Annotated in this window: 14 protein-coding genes and 3 pseudogenes; 10 read left to right on the plus strand and 7 right to left on the minus strand. The window is 72.5% G+C overall.

Annotated elements, in window-relative coordinates; translation table 11 throughout:
• Positions 1 to 18: 18 nt before the first annotated feature.
• The 3 genes from Adu01nite_RS42500 to Adu01nite_RS42510 all read left to right on the plus strand — a co-directional run bounded on the left by Adu01nite_RS42500 (position 19) and on the right by Adu01nite_RS42510 (position 2,981).
• Complete coding sequence (locus tag Adu01nite_RS42500) at positions 19 to 972, plus strand: cyclase family protein (RefSeq protein ID WP_203735057.1); 954 nt, start codon at positions 19 to 21, stop codon at positions 970 to 972.
• An 85-nt stretch (positions 973 to 1,057) separates the two neighbouring features.
• Positions 1,058 to 2,317 (plus strand): tetratricopeptide repeat protein, encoded by a 1,260-nt coding sequence (locus tag Adu01nite_RS42505; protein ID WP_203735058.1) that lies wholly within the window; start codon positions 1,058 to 1,060, stop codon positions 2,315 to 2,317.
• 28 nt (positions 2,318 to 2,345) lie between these two features.
• Positions 2,346 to 2,981 carry a tetratricopeptide repeat protein gene (locus Adu01nite_RS42510; RefSeq protein ID WP_239133141.1) on the plus strand — a complete coding sequence of 212 codons (636 nt, stop codon included), beginning with the start codon at positions 2,346 to 2,348 and terminating at the stop codon, positions 2,979 to 2,981.
• A gap of 48 nt (positions 2,982 to 3,029) precedes the next feature.
• Here the strand turns inward: Adu01nite_RS42510 and Adu01nite_RS42515 are convergent, their stop codons facing one another.
• Positions 3,030 to 4,232, minus strand: a complete 1,203-nt coding sequence (locus tag Adu01nite_RS42515) for a TolB family protein (RefSeq protein WP_203735060.1) — start codon at positions 4,230 to 4,232, stop codon at positions 3,030 to 3,032.
• Positions 4,229 to 4,747, minus strand: coding sequence for a SigE family RNA polymerase sigma factor (locus Adu01nite_RS42520; RefSeq protein ID WP_203735061.1), 519 nt, complete (start codon positions 4,745 to 4,747; stop codon positions 4,229 to 4,231). Before Adu01nite_RS42520 ends, Adu01nite_RS42515 begins: the two co-directional genes overlap by 4 nt.
• A gap of 243 nt (positions 4,748 to 4,990) precedes the next feature.
• Between Adu01nite_RS42520 and Adu01nite_RS49190 the strand changes: the two are divergent.
• The 3 genes and pseudogenes from Adu01nite_RS49190 to Adu01nite_RS42530 form a co-directional block, all read left to right on the plus strand.
• Positions 4,991 to 5,212, plus strand: a pseudogene (locus Adu01nite_RS49190) (FAD-dependent oxidoreductase); the annotation flags it as partial.
• A gap of 71 nt (positions 5,213 to 5,283) precedes the next feature.
• A pseudogene (locus Adu01nite_RS49195) lies at positions 5,284 to 5,595 on the plus strand (NAD(P)/FAD-dependent oxidoreductase); the annotation flags it as partial.
• A 61-nt stretch (positions 5,596 to 5,656) separates the two neighbouring features.
• Complete coding sequence (locus tag Adu01nite_RS42530) at positions 5,657 to 6,385, plus strand: LamG-like jellyroll fold domain-containing protein (RefSeq protein WP_203735062.1); 729 nt, start codon at positions 5,657 to 5,659, stop codon at positions 6,383 to 6,385.
• Here Adu01nite_RS42530 and Adu01nite_RS42535 read toward each other — a convergent pair.
• Both Adu01nite_RS42535 and Adu01nite_RS42540 read right to left on the minus strand, forming a co-directional pair.
• A complete protein-coding gene (locus Adu01nite_RS42535; RefSeq protein WP_203735063.1) occupies positions 6,382 to 7,062 on the minus strand; it encodes a type 1 glutamine amidotransferase domain-containing protein in 681 nt (226 codons plus the stop codon). The genes Adu01nite_RS42530 and Adu01nite_RS42535 overlap by 4 nt on opposite strands.
• A 41-nt stretch (positions 7,063 to 7,103) precedes the next feature.
• Positions 7,104 to 8,252 (minus strand): annotated as a pseudogene (locus tag Adu01nite_RS42540) (glycoside hydrolase family 18 protein); the annotation flags it as partial.
• Positions 8,253 to 8,431: 179 nt separating this feature from the next.
• On the opposite strand from Adu01nite_RS42540, the gene Adu01nite_RS42545 reads away from it, so the two are divergent.
• On the plus strand, positions 8,432 to 10,507 hold the full coding sequence (locus tag Adu01nite_RS42545; protein ID WP_203735065.1) for a phage holin family protein: 2,076 nt from the start codon (positions 8,432 to 8,434) through the stop codon (positions 10,505 to 10,507).
• 7 nt (positions 10,508 to 10,514) lie between these two features.
• Positions 10,515 to 11,651, plus strand: a complete 1,137-nt coding sequence (locus Adu01nite_RS42550; protein ID WP_203735066.1) for a hypothetical protein — start codon at positions 10,515 to 10,517, stop codon at positions 11,649 to 11,651.
• Here the strand turns inward: Adu01nite_RS42550 and Adu01nite_RS42555 are convergent.
• Positions 11,648 to 12,484 carry an SDR family NAD(P)-dependent oxidoreductase gene (locus Adu01nite_RS42555; protein ID WP_203735067.1) on the minus strand — a complete coding sequence of 279 codons (837 nt, stop codon included), beginning with the start codon at positions 12,482 to 12,484 and terminating at the stop codon, positions 11,648 to 11,650. The two genes, Adu01nite_RS42550 and Adu01nite_RS42555, sit on opposite strands and share 4 nt — an antisense overlap.
• 38 nt (positions 12,485 to 12,522) lie before the next feature.
• On the opposite strand from Adu01nite_RS42555, the gene Adu01nite_RS42560 reads away from it, so the two are divergent.
• Entirely contained in the window at positions 12,523 to 13,467 is a 945-nt protein-coding gene (locus tag Adu01nite_RS42560; protein ID WP_239133142.1) for a Dyp-type peroxidase, read from the plus strand.
• Here Adu01nite_RS42560 and Adu01nite_RS42565 read toward each other — a convergent pair.
• Positions 13,456 to 14,073, minus strand: coding sequence for an HAD-IA family hydrolase (locus Adu01nite_RS42565; RefSeq protein WP_203735068.1), 618 nt, complete (start codon positions 14,071 to 14,073; stop codon positions 13,456 to 13,458). The genes Adu01nite_RS42560 and Adu01nite_RS42565 overlap by 12 nt on opposite strands.
• Before the next feature lie 81 nt (positions 14,074 to 14,154).
• Here Adu01nite_RS42565 and Adu01nite_RS42570 point away from each other — a divergent pair, with 81 nt between their 5' ends.
• A complete protein-coding gene (locus Adu01nite_RS42570) occupies positions 14,155 to 14,949 on the plus strand; it encodes a hypothetical protein (protein ID WP_203735069.1) in 795 nt (264 codons plus the stop codon).
• A 120-nt stretch (positions 14,950 to 15,069) separates the two neighbouring features.
• Here Adu01nite_RS42570 and Adu01nite_RS42575 read toward each other — a convergent pair whose 3' ends face one another.
• Positions 15,070 to 15,810 carry a hypothetical protein gene (locus Adu01nite_RS42575; RefSeq protein WP_203735070.1) on the minus strand — a complete coding sequence of 247 codons (741 nt, stop codon included), beginning with the start codon at positions 15,808 to 15,810 and terminating at the stop codon, positions 15,070 to 15,072.
• Positions 15,811 to 15,831 lie beyond the last annotated feature (21 nt).

Consider the following 15,831-nt stretch of genomic DNA (forward strand, 5'->3'; position numbering starts at 1 on the left):
TGCGATAGGGGAGCTGCCGTGCTGCGGTACCGGGCCGAGCTGGACGCCGACATCACCCTGGCCAGCGGCGGCAGCCTGCGGGCGCGGGGCCTGCTGGTGGACGTTCCGCACGCCGAGGTCAGCCACCCGGAGATCGCCGCCTGCGCGGTCGCCGGGCTCGGCCTGCGCGACGTGGCGCGGGTCGAGCTGGACCAGGTGCGGATCTTCGCCGAGGAGGCCGCCCCGGGCGCCGGGCGGAGTCCGGGCCGGATCGAGTACGTCGAGCTCAGCCACGTGATCGAAGCGGGCATGACCACCTACCCGGGCATGCCCGTCCCGGTCATCACCGCCCATCGGACCTGGGAGCAGTCCCGGCCGTACTACGCCGAGGGCACCGAGTTCAGCATCGACCGGATCGAGATGGTCGGGCAGACCGGCACCTACCTGGACAGCCCCCGGCATCGCTACCCGGACGGCGCCGACCTGGCCGGGTTGCCGCTCGGCCGGCTCGCCGACCTGCCGGCCGTGGTGGTCCGGACGGTCGGGACCGGCCGGCGGGTGATCGACGCGGAGGACCTCGAGCCGTACGTGGTGGCCGGGCACGCGGTGCTGCTGCACACCGGCCAGGACCGGCACTGGGCGACGCCGGAGTACGGCACCGACGCGCCGTTCCTGACCGAGGCCGGCGCGAAGCTGCTGGCCGACCGGGGTGCGGCCCTGGTCGGGATCGACTCGTTCAACATCGACGACGCCACGCCGGCCGGGCCGCGGCCGGCGCACAGCGTCCTGCTGGCGGCCGGCATCCCGATCGTCGAGCACCTCACCAACCTCGGCGAGCTGCCGCCGCTCGGCGCCCGGTTCACCGCGACGCCCCCGCGGATCGTCGCCTTCGGCACGTTCCCGGTGCGCGCGTTCGCCACCATGCCGTACTTCGAGCCACACGATCACACCCGCTCAGCCGGCTGGCTTCCGACCACGGGCCCATGGTCATGACCGCCTGCACCGAGCGGCACTCAGCCGCACCTGCGGACGGCCTCGCAGGCGAGGGCCAGAAGGGCATGACAAAAGAGGCTCAGTCATGACTCCGGTCGGCACGGCCGTCGCTCTCGCGGCCGTGCAATTTCAGCGCGGTGACCCGGACGCCGCGGCCGACACGCTCGGCCCGGTGCTGGCGGCCGAGCCGGACAACATCCGCGCGCTGGTGCTGATGACCCACGCCCAGCTCGCCCTCAAGAAGCCCGAACTCGCCCACCAGGTCGCCCAGCAGGCAGTCAGGGTGGCGCCGGACTCGGCCGAGACGCTCGGTGCGCTGAGCCGGGCGCTGACCGGGCTGGACCGGCACGACGAGGCGATCGAGGTGGCGCAGCGGGCCACCCGGCTGGAACCGGACAACGCCTACCGGCACAACCGGCTGGCCTGGGCGCTGCTCGGCGACCGGCGGCGGGCGGTCGAGGCCGAGCACGCGGCCCGGCTCGCCGTGCAGCTCGACCCGAACGAGGCCGACTTCCGGATCACCTACGCGATGGTGATGAAGCAGCTCGACTACCCCGATCGGGCCCGGCAGGCGCTGCGCGACGCACTCGCCCTGGAACCGGACAACGCGGTGGCGCAGCACGAGCTGGCCACCCTCGACGTGGTGCACCGCAATCCGTTCGCGCTCGGCCGGTTGGCCCGGGGCGCGAGCGGGCTGGCCGGGGCACTGCGCAGTGACCCGCGGCAGCAGGCCAGCAAGTTCATGCTCGACGTGGCGCTGCGGCGCTTCCTGGTCTACACGGCGGTGCTGCTCGCGGTGCTGGCCTACGTGGGCTGGCGGATGACCGAGTTCTCGGTGACCGGGGCGCGGGTGCTGGCCGGGGCGTCCGCGCTGACCACGGTCGCGTTCGCCGCGTACTTCGTGCTGCGGCTGGACCGCTCCCTGCGTACGTACCTGATGTCCGTGCTCACCCACGGCCGTCAGCGGATCGCCGCGATCGGCTTCGCACTCTGCCTTCTTCTGCTCCTGACCGCGACGTTCGCACCGGCCGGATGGCTGCCGTGGCTGCTCGGCGCCGCCGCTCTGGGCGGCTTCGCCGTCCGGCTGCTCACCGTGTCGGCCACCAACGCGCATGTCCGCGCGGCCGGCGTCGGCACCCCGCCGGACAGGGTCAGTGTCGTGCTCTGGTGGGTGATCATCGTCTGCATGGTCGCCGCGATCCTGCTGCAGATCGGCACGGCCGACGCCGCCTGGTGGTTCTCGGCCGTCGCCCTGACGCTGGTGCTGGCCGCTTTCGCCTGCCTGGCGGTGATCGTTCGGCGGCGTCGCGCCCGGCGGGATACTTTCCGGGGAATCCGCAGATGAATTGCGGCATTTCGCCGAGAATGGGCGGGTGACTCCCTCCACCGAGCAGAGTGCCACCGCGCTGGGCATCGCCCGCGCGGCGGCGCTGTTCGAGCGGCTGGACGTCACCGCGGCGATAGCCACCCTCGAACCGGTGCTGGCGGCCGAGCCGAACTCGCTGGACGGCTGGCACCTGATGGCCCGCCTCCGGCTCGCCGCCGACCAGGCGGCGGGCGCGTTCGACGCGGCCAACCGGGCCATCGCGCTGGCCCCGGACAACCCCCGGTCGCTGGCCACCGCCAGCCGGGCGCTGTCCCTGCTCGGCCGGCACGAGGAGGCCGTCACGATGGCCTACCGGGCGGTGATCGCCGAACCGATCAACGCGCTCTGGCACGACCGGGTGGCCTGGGCGCTCATCGCCGCCGACCGCCAGTTCGCCGACGCCGAGCAGGCCGCGCGCACCGCGATCGGGCTCGACCCTAACGAGGCGCACTACTACTTCACGCACGGCGTGACGCTGGACGCGCTCGGACACTCCGACCAGGCCCGGCAGGCGCTGCTCACCTCGCTGAAGATGGAACCGGAGAACCCGGTCGCCCAACACCGGCTGGCCATGCTCAACGGCGAGGCCGCCCGCGAGGAGAAGCCGAAGAAGCGCAGCTGGCTGCCGTTCCGCCGAAAATAGGGGGACGCCTTTGTTCCGGTCAAGGTGGCGGTGGGGCCGGTGGCGGTGTCAGCGCGTGTAGGCGAGCAGGTCCAGGTCGCGGACCGCGGCCGGCTCGGCGGCCTGCACCCGCAGGTCGCCGGTGACCGAGAAGAGCGAGAGCGTCGTCCGCCCGCTCGCGCGGGTGCGGACCAGCAGGTTGCCGTCCGGGTCGAAGACCGCGCCGACCACGCTGCCGGCCACCGGCAGCGCCATCAGGTCGCCGGTGATCGTGTCGACCACGGCGTCGGCGGTGTCCGGGCTCGCGGTGCCGATGTCGCCGGTGGTCTGCAGCGGCACGGTCACGTGGCTGCCGGTCGAGTCCACGCTGGTCAGCTTGCAGGCGGCCAGGCCGTCCGGGTTGTCCACCGGCTGCCGGTCGCCGAAGACCGGGACCACCGCGTCGGAGCCGTCGGCGGTGACCTTCAGCGAGCAGTAGGCGGTCGCGTACACCAACTTCAGGCCGTCGCCCGACCAGCGCAGATGCTGCCCGGCCGCCAGCGCGCCGGCCAGCGGGGTGAGCACGCCCGATTCGACCTGGAGGATCGCCGGGCTGTTCGCGTCGACCAGCAGCCGGTCGCCGGCCGGTGACCACACCGGAGCCTGCGCGGCCGTGCTGACCCCGGTGGCGACCTGCTCGGTCTCCGGGCTGCCGGTCTCGCCGATCAGCAGGGCGCCGTCGAGGGCGTACGCGATGCGGTCGCCGTCCGGGGAGATGCCGACCGGGGAGGGAGCGTCGGCCAGCACGGTCTTGGCGCCGCCGTCCGCCGGGGACAGCCGCACGACGTCCGGCCGGCTGCCGGACTCCTGGTAGAAGACGTGCCCGGGCAGGTCGCGCAGCGCGCGGGACTGCGGGGTGGCGGTGCTCGCGGAGACCTGCGGCCGGTTCTTCCGGCGGGCCGGTGTGGTGGAGAGCCGGCCGGCGTACTGACCCGACGCCGCGGCCGGCGGGGTTGCCGACGGCATCGGCTCCGGCGCCGGTTCCCGGGTCGGCGACGACGACGAGACCAGGGCCAGCGGGGACCGGTGCGGGTCGTCGCCGGCCGGGAGCCGCCACAGGCCGCTGGCCAGCAGTCCGAGTGCGGCCAGGGCGGCGACCGTGCCGACGGCGGCCTCGCGGCGGGCGATCCGGCGGGAGCGGTGCACCACCCGGTCGTACATGTCGGCCGGCGCGACCTCGTCGGCCAGTTCGCGCAGGGACTCGCGCAGGCCGTCGTCGCGGGGCGCGGTCATCGGGGCTTCTCCTGGGTGAGGACCCGCAGGTCGGGCAGGAGCGCGCGGAGGCGGTCGAGGGCCCGGCCGGTCTGCGTCTTCACCGTGCTGACCGAGACGCCGAGCAGGTGGGCGGCCTCGGCCTCGGTGTGGTCCTCGAAGTAGCGCAGCACGATCACGGCGCGCTGTTTGGCGCTGAGCGCGAGCAGGGCCCGGCGCAGGGTGAGCCGCTGGACGGCGGCCTCGGCCGGGTCGTCGGCGCCGGCCGGATCGGTGGTGAACTCGCCGGGCAGCACCTCGGCGACCCGCGGCCGGCGCCAGAACGACACCTGCGCGTGGTACATCACCTTCCGTGCGTACGCCTCGGCGTTCTCCGGGCGCTCCAGCCGCAGCCAGGCTCGATGGGTGCGGGCCAGCGCCTCCTGAACGAGGTCTTCGGCGAGGTGTTGATCCCCGGTCAAAAGGTACGCCGAGCGCAACAATGCGTGTGTCCGCGTCCGGACGAAATGCGCATAGTCGGCCTCTCGGGCGTCCATTCCCAGGTGTCCGATCGGGGGGTAGCAGGAGACGTGAGCGTACCGAGACGGTTCAAGCACCGCGGTCCCGCTCACGCCTCCCCCTTAAGCCCGATCGCCCCAGCAATCGTTTCCCCGCCGTTCGATGCCTCCCCGTGTGGGCACCGCTCGGCACAAGGAAGGACGCGGATTTGCGGACGACCGGTCGACGGCCGTTCGGCCCATTTCTGGAGTCCTCCGAACGGGCAGGACTACCGTCGAGAAATGGCTCGTCCCCGCATCGTGATCGTCGGTGCCGGGTTCGCCGGATTTGCGGCGGCCCGCAGGCTCGCCAAGCTGTCCCGCGGCGGTGCCGACATTGTCGTGCTCAATCCGACCGACTATTTCCTCTATCTGCCGCTGCTGCCCGAAGTGGCCACCGGCCTTCTCGAACCGCGCCGGGTCACGGTGCCGCTCGCCACCGCGCTGCCGGGCGTGCGGGTGGTCCTCGGCACCGTGGAGACCTTCGACCTGGACGGCCGCTCGGTCACCCTGCGTGACCCGGAGGGCGGCCACCGGTCGCGGCGGGCAACATCGCGGCCTCCTACGGGTACGGGCGGCGACGTGCCTACCAGCATCACGACCTGGGGTTCGTCGTCGACCTGGGCGGCCTGGAGTCGGCCGCCAACCCGCTGCGGGTGCCGCTGCAGGGGCTGCCCGCCAAAGTGGTCACTCGCGGTTACCACCTGCTGTCGATGCCGGGGAACCGGGTGCGGGTGGCCGGTGACTGGCTGCTCGACACGCTGCTGGGCCGGCACGGCGTGCAGTTGGGCCTGATCCGGGGCGATGCGGTGCCGCTGGAAAGCGGTAAGCCGTTCAGTCAGCCATGAACGACCGGTTTGCGGCCCGGAAATTCGCGCCGAGATAAGCGACACAAGACATAATTCGGGCATGCGATCTCGTTGGCTCGGCGCGTTCCTCGTCGCCGTCTCCACCGTTACCGGCGTCGCGCCGGCGTCGGCCGCCGCCGTCGACGATCCGGGCATCGTCATGGCCCGCTACGGCTTCAACGACCGGGCCGGCTCGATCCTGGACGAGTCCGGGCACGGGCACACGCTCGCCACGGTGTCCGGCCACGGCGGCGAGGTGCGGCCGGTGGTGCACGGTCAGGGGGCGGCGCTCGCGTTCCCGGCGCACTGCGCGGCCCGGGCGGCGATCTGCCCGCACGTCGCGCTGCAGGCGCCCAGCTCGGCCGACCTCAACCCGGGGACCCGGGACATCGCGTACGGCGCCGACGTGCTGCTCCCCGCCGGGCAGACCAGCAAGGGCCAGAACATCGTGCAGAAGGGCTACTCGACCACGAGCAGCCAGTGGAAGCTGCAGATCGACGGGGTGGCCGGGCGGCCCAGCTGCGTGCTGGTCGACACGCGCAAGCCGGCCATCCGGATGGTGACCAGTTCGGTCACCGCCGCGGACGGCCGGTGGCACGCGGTGGTCTGCCGCCGGATCGGCGCCACCCTCGCGGTCTACATCGACGGCATCCAGCGGGGCAGCACGGCCCTGCCGGCCAAGCTGTCGGTCTCCAACAACCGCCCACTGAGCATCGGCGGCAAGGGCGCCTTCCCGGACAACGACCAGTTCAACGGCGCCCTGGACAACGTCTGGGTCCAGATCGGTTAGTTGTCGGCCAGCGCCTTGAGGACCTCGCTGCCGACGCCGGCCGCGCTCTGCGGGTTCTGGCCGGTGACCAGGCGGCCGTCCCGGACCACCTTCGGCTGCCAGTCCGGGCCCGCGATGTGCTTGGCGCCGACCTGCTCGAGCCGGGTCTGCAGGGCGAACGGCACCACCTCGGTGAGGCCGACCGCGGACTCCTCGGAGTTGGTGAACGCGGACACCGTGCGCCCGGCGACCAGGTGCTCGCCGCTGGACAGCCGGACGTCGACCAGGCCGGCCGGGCCGTGGCAGACCGCGGCGACCACGCCGCCGCGCTCGTAGACGTCGCGGACCAGGGCCTGCAGCTCGGTCGAGCCGGGGAAGTCCCACATCGTTCCGTGCCCGCCGGCCAGCAGCACGGCGTCGTAGTCGGCCTGGTCGGCGTCGCGCACCGGGCGGGTGGCGGCGAGCTGGCCGGTCACGTCGGCGTCGGTCAGGTAGCGCTCCTGCACCGGGTCGGAGCGGTCCTCGCCGTCGGTCGGCGGGGTGCCGCCGGCGATGGAGAGCAGGTCCACCGCGTAGCCGGCGTCGACGAACTCGGCCCACGGGTGCGCGGCCTCGCCGACGTAGTAGCCGGTCTTCTTGCCGGTGTCGCCGAGCGCCTCGTGGCTGGTAAGCACGATCGCGATCTTCTTGGTTGCCATACCTCTATGGTTCCCCCGGATCGAGCCATCGAACAAATAGCTCAGGACGGCGCTTCGGTCTGCTCCAAGCCGCTGACGACGGCCCCCAGCAGGTCGGCGCGTGGGGTGTCGCCGGAGAGCTCCCAGGCGAACGCGCCGCCCAGGGACCTGCTTCGGGCGTACGCCATCTTGGCCTTGATCGTTGTCGGGGTGTCGTAGGACCACCACTGGTTGCCGCAGTGGGCGTAGGCGGTGCCGCCGATCGTGCCGGTCGGTGGGCAGCGGGTGGCCAGCACCTCGTAGTCCTCGATGCCCTTCTCGAAGCGGCCGTCGGCCGGGCCGCTCGCCGGACCACCCGGTGCCGCCGCGTCGACCCCGGTCCAGCCGCGACCGTAGAAACCGATCCCGAGCAGCACCTTCGCCGCCGGTACGCCCAGGCCGAGCAGCTCGTCGACGGTGGCCGTGGTGGTGGCCGTGTCGCGCGGGATGCCGGGGTAGGCGGACAGCGGCGAGTGCGGTGCGGTCTTCTTCGCGCCGTCGGTGCCGAAGTAGTCGTAGGTCATCGCGCTCAGCCAGCTGGCGCTGCGCGACGCGGCCAGGTAGTCGGTGGCCTTCAGTTTGCCCAGGTCGGCCGGGACCGCGGCGGTGACCGGCGCGGCCGGCCCGAACGCGGTGCGCAGCGCGGCCAGCAGGCGGGGGAGTGCGTCCGGCCCGCTGGTGTCGCAGCGCAGGCCGCAGGCGTTCGGGTACTCCCAGTCGACGTCGACGCCGTCGAACAGGCCGGCCCAGCGCTTGTCGTTGATCAGGTCGTGGCAGGAGGCGGCGAACGCGGCCGGGTCGCGGGCCGCGGCGGTGAAGCCGTCCGAGCCGGTCCAGCCGCCGAACGACCAGATCAGCTTGAGCCCGGGGTGCTTCGCCTTGAGCTTGCGCAGCTGCCCGAAGCTGCCCCGCAGCGGCGCGTCCGGCTTGTCGGCCACGCCGTCCACACTGTCCGCGGCGGCGATCGGCCGGTCGTAGTCGGCCCATCCGTCGGCGGCCGAACACCGGCCGGCGGTGACCTTGCCGAAGGCGTACATCAAATGGGTGAGTTTGTCGGCGGAGCCGCTGGTTTCCAGATCTTTCACCTGGAAGTCGCGCCCGTAGACACCCCAATCGGTGAAGTAGCCGACGATCTTGGCGGCCGATTCCTCAACAACAGGAGGCTCGCCGGTGCAACCGGAAAGAGCCAGCAGGAACACGAGGGAGAGAGCTATCCGGCGCACCGGGCCGAAGCTATCCGGGTGTGGGGGTCCATCTGCCGATCGTTCCCCCGAACGGGTGTGACTTCCATACCGGGGTGATTCCTGGCACGCCGGGCCATCGAAACAGCGGTCTGTGCGATCGTTTCCCGGTGGCCGTAAGCCCGCATGAACCCCCGCCCGCGCCGACCACCCGGGATCTGCGCGGTGAGGTGCGTGCCTTGCTGAGCTGGCGGCGGGTCGTCAACCGGCTGCGGGCGGTGCTGCGCAGCGCCCTGGTCACCTTCGTCGTGCTGACCGCGACGCTGTGGCTGATGCCCGGCGTGGCCAGCGCCGACATCGTCGACACCCTGGGCCTGGTGCTGCTGGTCGCCGGGGTGGGCGCGGTGCTGCGGCCGCTGCTGCTGGTCGGCGTGGTGGCCCTCGGCGGCTGGGGCGCGATGCTGCTCGGCGTCGTCGCCCAGATCACGGTGATCGTGATCGCGCTGGAGCTCGACCCGGCCGAGCGGATCAGCGGCCTGCCGTCGCTCGTCCTGGCCGCGATCCTGGCCGTCGTCTTCGCCGCCGTCATCGACTGGATGCTCGACTCCGGCTCCGACGACACCTTCGTCAAGGAGGCCAAGCGCCTCATGCGCGGGGTGCGCCGGCGGCAGCTGCGGCAGGCCGGCGGCCCGTTCCTCACCCTGCGCCGCCCGCGCCAGGGCACCGAGCCCGGCCTGCTCATGCTCCAGTTCGACGGGCTCAGCGAGCCGGTGCTGCGCTGGGCGGTGCGGGCCGGCAACCTGCCCACGCTCGGGCATTGGCTGCGTTCCGGCAGCCACACCATGGTCGGCTGGCACACCGGGATGCCGTCCACCACGCCCGCGTCGCAGGCCGGCATCCTGCACGGCGCCACCCGGCAGATCCCCGGCTTCCGCTGGTTCGAGAAGGAGGCCGGCAAGCTGATGGTCTCCAACCGGCCGAGGGATGCGGCGGCGATCGAGCCGCGCCTGTCCGACGGCCGTGGCCTGCTGCGCGACGGCGGGGTCAGCATCGGCAACGCGTTCAGCGGGGACGCCGCGGTCAGCCTGCTCACGGTCAGCCATGCGGCGCTGCCAGGCCGGTCGGCGCGCGGCTGGGCGGCGTTCATGGCCTCGCCGTACGGCTTCACCCGGGCGCTCGTGCTCGGAGTCGGCGAGATCCTCACCGAGCTGCATCAGGCCCGCCTGCAGCGCCGGCGCAACCTGCAGCCCCGGGTCAGTCGCTCCGGCGCGTTCCTGGCCCTGCGGCCGGCCTCGATGCTGCTGCGCGACGTCAACATCTCGCTGATCGCCGAGCAGATGGCCCGCGGTGCCCCGGCCATCTACTGCGACCTGGTCGACTACGACGAGGTGGCGCACCACGCCGGCCCGGCCCGGCCCGAGTCGATGCGGCAGCTGGAGGGCCTGGACCGGATGCTGGGGGTGCTGGAACGGCTCTCCCCGGAGGCGGCCCGCCGCTACCACATCGTGGTGCTCTCCGATCATGGGCAGAGTCAGGGCGCGACCTTCCGGCAGCGCTACGGCGAGACCCTCGACCAGATGGTCGGCCGGCTGTCCGCGCCGGACCACGCGGACGCGCCCACCACGCCGGCCGAGGAGTCGATCTCGGAGCCGGACCCGCCGATCGCGCCGCTGCTGGTGGTCTCCTCCGGCAACCTGTCCCTGCTCTACCTGACCCGCTTCACGCACCGGCTGTGCCGCACCGAGATCGACCGGGCCTACCCGAAGCTGGTGCCCGGGCTGGTCGCGCACCCGGGGATCGGCCTGGTGGTGGTGCGCGACGACGACGGCCCGGTCGCGTTCGGCACGCACGGCACGCACCGGCTGCGCGACGGCATCGTCGAGGGCGCCGACCCGCTGCTGCCGTACGGCCCGAACGCCCGCGCCGACCTGCTGCGCCACCAGGAGGCCGCGCACGTCGGCGACCTGGTGCTGATCTCCTCGGTGGACCCGGTGACCGAGGAGGTGGCCGCGTTCGAGGAGCTGGTCGGCTCGCACGGCGGGCTCGGCGGCTGGCAGACCGAGGCGGTTCTGGTGCACCCGTCGCGCTGGCCGATCGCGGCTCCGGAGCTCGACGGACCGGACGCCGTGCACCGCCAGCTGATCGAATGGCTGGACATGCTCGGGCTGCGGACCCAGCCGGCCGAGGCGGACGAGTGGGAAGCGAGCGCATCGGCGCCGAGACTTTCCCGCGCGCACGACGGTTAAGGGGTTTATGCCCGTTCTCCGTAGAGCTGTCGCCGTCGCCGCCGTCCTGGCCGGACTCCTCCTGGGCCTGCCCGCGCAGGCCACCGCGATCGGCGCGCGGGCCCTGGCGACGGCGCCCACCTTCAACGGTGGCGTCTACGCCATTGCCCACCGTGGCCCGATCGTCTACCTGGGCGGCGCGTTCACCAGCGCCACCTACCGCGGGCGGGTCTATCCGCGGCTGCGGCTGGCGGCCCTGGACGCCCGCACCGGCGCGCTGCTGAGCTGGGCGCCGGAGGCGGACGGGACGGTGCGGGCGCTGGTCTCCACCACCGACAGCATCTACGCGGCCGGCGACTTCCACGCGGTCGGCGGGCACCCTCGCGACTCGCTGGCCCAGCTGAGCCCGGGCAGCTCGGCCGTGCTCGGCTTCAAGCACACCCTGACCGGCACCGCGTACACGTTGACCAGCGGGAACGGCCGGCTCTACCTGGGTGGCAGCTTCAGCGACGTGGACGGCCGCCAGCGCGGCGGGCTGGCCGCGTTCGCGCTGGACAGCGGCGAGTTGGACAAGGACTGGCGGCCCAAGGCCGACGACGCGGTGCATACGCTGGTCGCCTACGGCAACCGGGTCTACGCCGGCGGCGGGTTCCACGCGATCGACGAGGTGAAGGGCACGCTCCGGCTGGCCTCGCTGCACGGCAGGACCGGCAAGGTCGACGAGAACTTCCTGCCGAAGTCGCCGGCCGAGGTGCGGTCGCTCGCGGTCGACAAGGCCGGGGTGTACGTGGCGACGGCCGGGGTGGGCGGCCGGGCGATCGCCTACGCGTTCGACGGGAAGCTCCGCTGGCAGCGGGTGTTCGACGGCGACGCGGCCGCGATCGCCATCGCCGGCGGCGTCACCTATGTCGGCGGGCACTTCGACAGCGCCTGCCTGACCAGCAAGAACGGCGTGCACGGGGCGTGCGTGGAGGGCTCGCAGCCGCGCTACAAGCTGGCCGCGGTGACCGCCGGCGGCGAGTTGGCGCCGTGGGCCCCGCAGGGCAACGGCGTGATCGGCGTCCGGGTCCTGAGCATCAGCCCGACCACCGGTTACCTGCTGGCCGGCGGCGACTTCACGCTGATCGACGGCCAGGACCGCCGCCGCCTGGCCATTTTCCCCTAGAGCGCTCCGCGTCGTTTCGCGAACACCTGGGTGATCGCCCACCAGCGGGTCGGGGTGAGCCGGATCAGCCAGTCGCCGGCCCGGGCCTCCTTGCTGATCAGCAGGCGGGGGCGGCGGGCCGCGATCGCCGCGACGATCTGCCGGGCCGCCTCCTCGGCGGGCACGGTCAGCGCCGTCTCGGCGAAGCGTTCCGCCTGCTCGGCCTGCGCACCGTCCGGGTCGGCGCCGCTGAGCCGGGCGTTCGCCGCGATGTTGGTCTTGATGCCGCCCGGATGCACGACGGTGACGCCGACGCCGAGCGGCCCGATCTCGTGGCGCAACGCCTCGCTGAAGCCGCGCACCCCGAACTTGCTGGTCACGTAGGCGACCTGGCCGGGCGGCGCGATCAGGCCGAACAGGCTGCTCACGTTGACCAGGTGCGAGCCGGGCCGGGCCAGCAGCTGCGGCAGGAACGCCTTGGTCATCCGGATCACGGCATGCAGGTTGATCTCCAGCAGCCAGTCGAAATCCGCCATCCGGTTCTGCTCGAACGTGCCCATCAGGGTCACGCCGGCGTTGTTGATCAGAAGATCAACCCCGCCGTGCCGGGAGGCGATCTCGGCGGCCAGGTCCAGCCGGTCGCCCCCATCACTGAGATCGACGGTGTACGTCGTGACCTCCGCCGCCCCCATCTCGCGCGCCAGGGCCGCGACCCGCTCCAGCCCGGCCGCGTCCACGTCGAGCAGTGCCAGCACCGCCCGGCGTTTGGCCAGGTCGAGCGCGACGGCGGCACCGATGCCACTGGCCGCCCCGGTGATCAGGCAGGTGCGTCCGGCAAACGCGAAGCGCTTCATCGGTCCATTATCGTGCCACCCGCCCTAAACTGTGGATCATGACTGAGCCCCGGTCCCAGGCCCCGCTCGTGAACCCGCAAGCGGTGCTGGCGCCCCTCACCGACGCCGCCGTTTTCCTGGTGCTCACCGTCCGGGAGGGCGGCGAGGCGACCGTGCGGGACCTGCTCGAGGACCTCAGCGGCCTGCAGCGCTCGGTCGGCTTCCGGCTTCCGGCCGCCGAGCTGTCCTGCGTCACCGGCATCGGCCGCGAGCTGTGGGACCGGCTGTTCACCGGGCCGCGTCCGGCCGAGCTGCACAAGTTCCGGGCCTGGAAGGGCGCGCGGCACTCGGCCCCGTCCACCCCGGGTGACCTGCTCTTCCACATCCGGGCCGCGCAGATGGACGTCTGCTTCGAGCTGGCCGCGAAGATCGCCGAGCGGCTGCGCGAGGTGGCCGACGTGGTCGACGAGACGCACGGCTTCAAATATTTCGACGAGCGCGACCTGCTCGGCTTCGTCGACGGCACCGAGAACCCGACCGGCGAGGTGGCCTCCCGGCACGTCCTGATCGGCGCCGAGGACCCGGATTTCGCCGGCGGCACCTACGTCCTGGTGCAGAAATACCTGCATGACCTGGAGGCGTGGAACGCGCTGCCGGTCGAGCAGCAGGAGGCGGCGATCGGCCGGACCAAGCTCGACAACATCGAGCTCCGGGAGAAGGCGCCCAACTCGCACGTCGCGCTCAACACGGTCGACGACCCGGACGGCAACGAGCTGAAGATCCTGCGGGACAACATGCCGTTCGGCTCGATCAAGGACGGCGAGTACGGCACCTATTACATCGCCTACGCGTCGACGCCGGACGTGCCCGAGCTCATGCTCCGCCGCATGTTCCTCGGCGAGCCGGTCGGCACCTACGACCGCATCCTCGACTTCTCGACCGCGGTGACCGGCTCGCTGTTCTACGTCCCGACCGCCGAGTTCCTCGACGACCTACCCGAGTAATTTCGCAAGATCTAAAAGCGATTTCAGGTGTACGTCTCCGTCAAGCCCCCGCAGCGCGGCCGTGACGGCACCCGCCGCCCGGGCCGCCTGTAGCCCGACCTCGGCGTCCTCGACGACCAGGCAACTCCGCGGCGGCACCCCGAGCAACTCGGCCGCGCGCAGGTAGCCGGCCGGGTCGGGCTTGCCCGCCGCCACGTCGTCGGTGGTCACCAGCACCGGCGGGGTGATGCCGGCCGCGTCCAGCCGGGCCTTCGCCAGCCGGCCGTCGGCACTGGTCACCACCGCCCACGGCAGGTCACGCCGGGTAAGAACGGCGAGCAGTTCGGTGGCGCCGGGAGCGGCCACGACGTCGGACAGATCGTCGTACTGCAATTCCATCTGGCGGGTCGACGCGCGCCGCATCTCGTCCTCGTCCAGGTGCGGGAGCAGCTTGCGGACGGTGGTCGCGCTGGGTGCGCCGTGCGCCATCTCGTACGCCGCCGGGCCGTCCACGCCGTACTCATCGCCCCAGGTCAGCCAGGCTCGCTCGACCGCGCCATCGGAGTCGACGAGCGTGCCGTCCATGTCGAAGAGGACCGCCCGGGTCTCGGCCTTGATATCCGCCACCTATTGCCTCCACAGCTCGGACATAGTCGCTCTGGCCAGTCTCCCTGGTGAGCAGGACCGAACCGAAGGAGACCCGAAACGATGTCCGTTTACGACGATTCGACGCGTTCGTCCGGTGCGGCGTCGACCTGGCCGCCGGCCGGTTCGTACCACTCCGAGCCCGAGGGCTACTACGCGGCGGCGCCGCCGTACGTCTACCGCGAAGAAGCGCCGGTGCGGGAGCAGCAGCGCTACGACCTTCCGCCGATCGATCCGTATGAGAAGGCGCCGAGCCGGCCGCCGGCCGAGTGGACCCCGGCGCACGCCGACGGGCCGCCGCCGGCCTGGACGCCGCCGGAGAAGGCCGTCGCCACCGCCGACGCCCCGGCCGCCGGGAAGAACCACAACAAGCTCGCGCTGATCGGCGGGATCGTGGCGGTGGCCGTGGCCAGTGCCGGCGTCACCGCCGGGATCATGGCGGCGGTCGGCGGCGGCAGCTCGGCCACCACCGGGCCGGGCGGCGGGCAGGGGTTGGGCCAGAACGGCCCGGGCACCGGCCAGGCCGGCGGCACGACGACCGCGAGCGCCCTGCACGGGACGTATGTGGTCTCGGACGGCAACGGCGGCTACGTCACGCAGCTCGCCCAGACCGGGACGGTCTCCACGATCAGCAGCAGCTCGATCACGGTGAAGAGCGACGACGGCTACAGCAAGACGTACGTGATCAGCACCTCGACCACGGTCGGCACCGGCCGGATCGCCGACGTGCTCAAGGGGCACACCGTGCGGATCGTGGCGACCAGCGCGAAGCAGAAGGTCACCGCGACCTCGATCACCGACACCAGTCTGGCCGCCACCGGACAGCAGAACGGCACCCCGCCGCAGAACGGCAACTGACCCGCCGGGGTTGCTCTGCTGAGCTGTGCGCATCACGGCTGCGGGGCTTTGGTGCGTACCGCTGAACAGAGCAGCCCGCCCCGATCCATCGGGGCGGGCTGAGTGTTGTTCGCCGAACCCTCAGCGACCGGTGGCCCGGCGCGGCGCGCGGCGGGCGACAGCCGGTTCGCCGGCGGCCTTGGCGGCCGTGACGCGAGCGGCCGTCGCCCGGGCGGGGCTGGCCTTGACCGGCGTGGCCTTGACCGGGCTGGCCTTGACCGGCGTGGCCTTGGCCAGGACCGACTTGACCGCGGACGCGGTCCGGGTGGTGCGAGTGGCCCGCGGGGCGGACGCGACCAGCGGCTCGGTGATCGATTCCGCCGAGGGGGCGGCGGGAGTGATCGGCGCGACCAGGGCGACCTTCTCGGCGTCAGCGTCGGGTTCGGGCGCGGGCGCCACCACGGCCTCGGGGGCCGGAGCGACCGCGACCGCGGCCGCGGGAGCCGGGACGACGGCGATGAACGGGGCCGAAGCAGCCTCGGTGGCGCGCGACTTCTCCCGGCGGATCAGGTCGGTGAGCACGGCCTTGTCGTATTTCGCGTCGGCCTCGGCGGCGCGGCTCTTGGCCTTCGACGCCTTGGCGATCGCCTTCTTGTGCCCCTTGGCCAGGCGGTCGCGGTCGCGCTCCTGGGTCTTGAGGGCCCGCTTGAGGCGCTTGACCTCGGCCTCGGCATTCCGCAGGGCCTGCTTCTGCTGCTGAGTGATATCGGCGTTGGTGCGGAGCCGGTTGCCCAGGTCGGTGACGGCCTGGCGGGCCTTCTCGGCGTTGGTGCCGGCGGCCGCGGACTGCGCCCGGCGACGGTCGAGCTGAGGGGTGGTCACGAACTCTCCTTCCGTTTCGCG

It is taken from the genome of Paractinoplanes durhamensis (assembly GCF_016862175.1).
Taxonomy (GTDB): domain Bacteria; phylum Actinomycetota; class Actinomycetes; order Mycobacteriales; family Micromonosporaceae; genus Actinoplanes; species Actinoplanes durhamensis.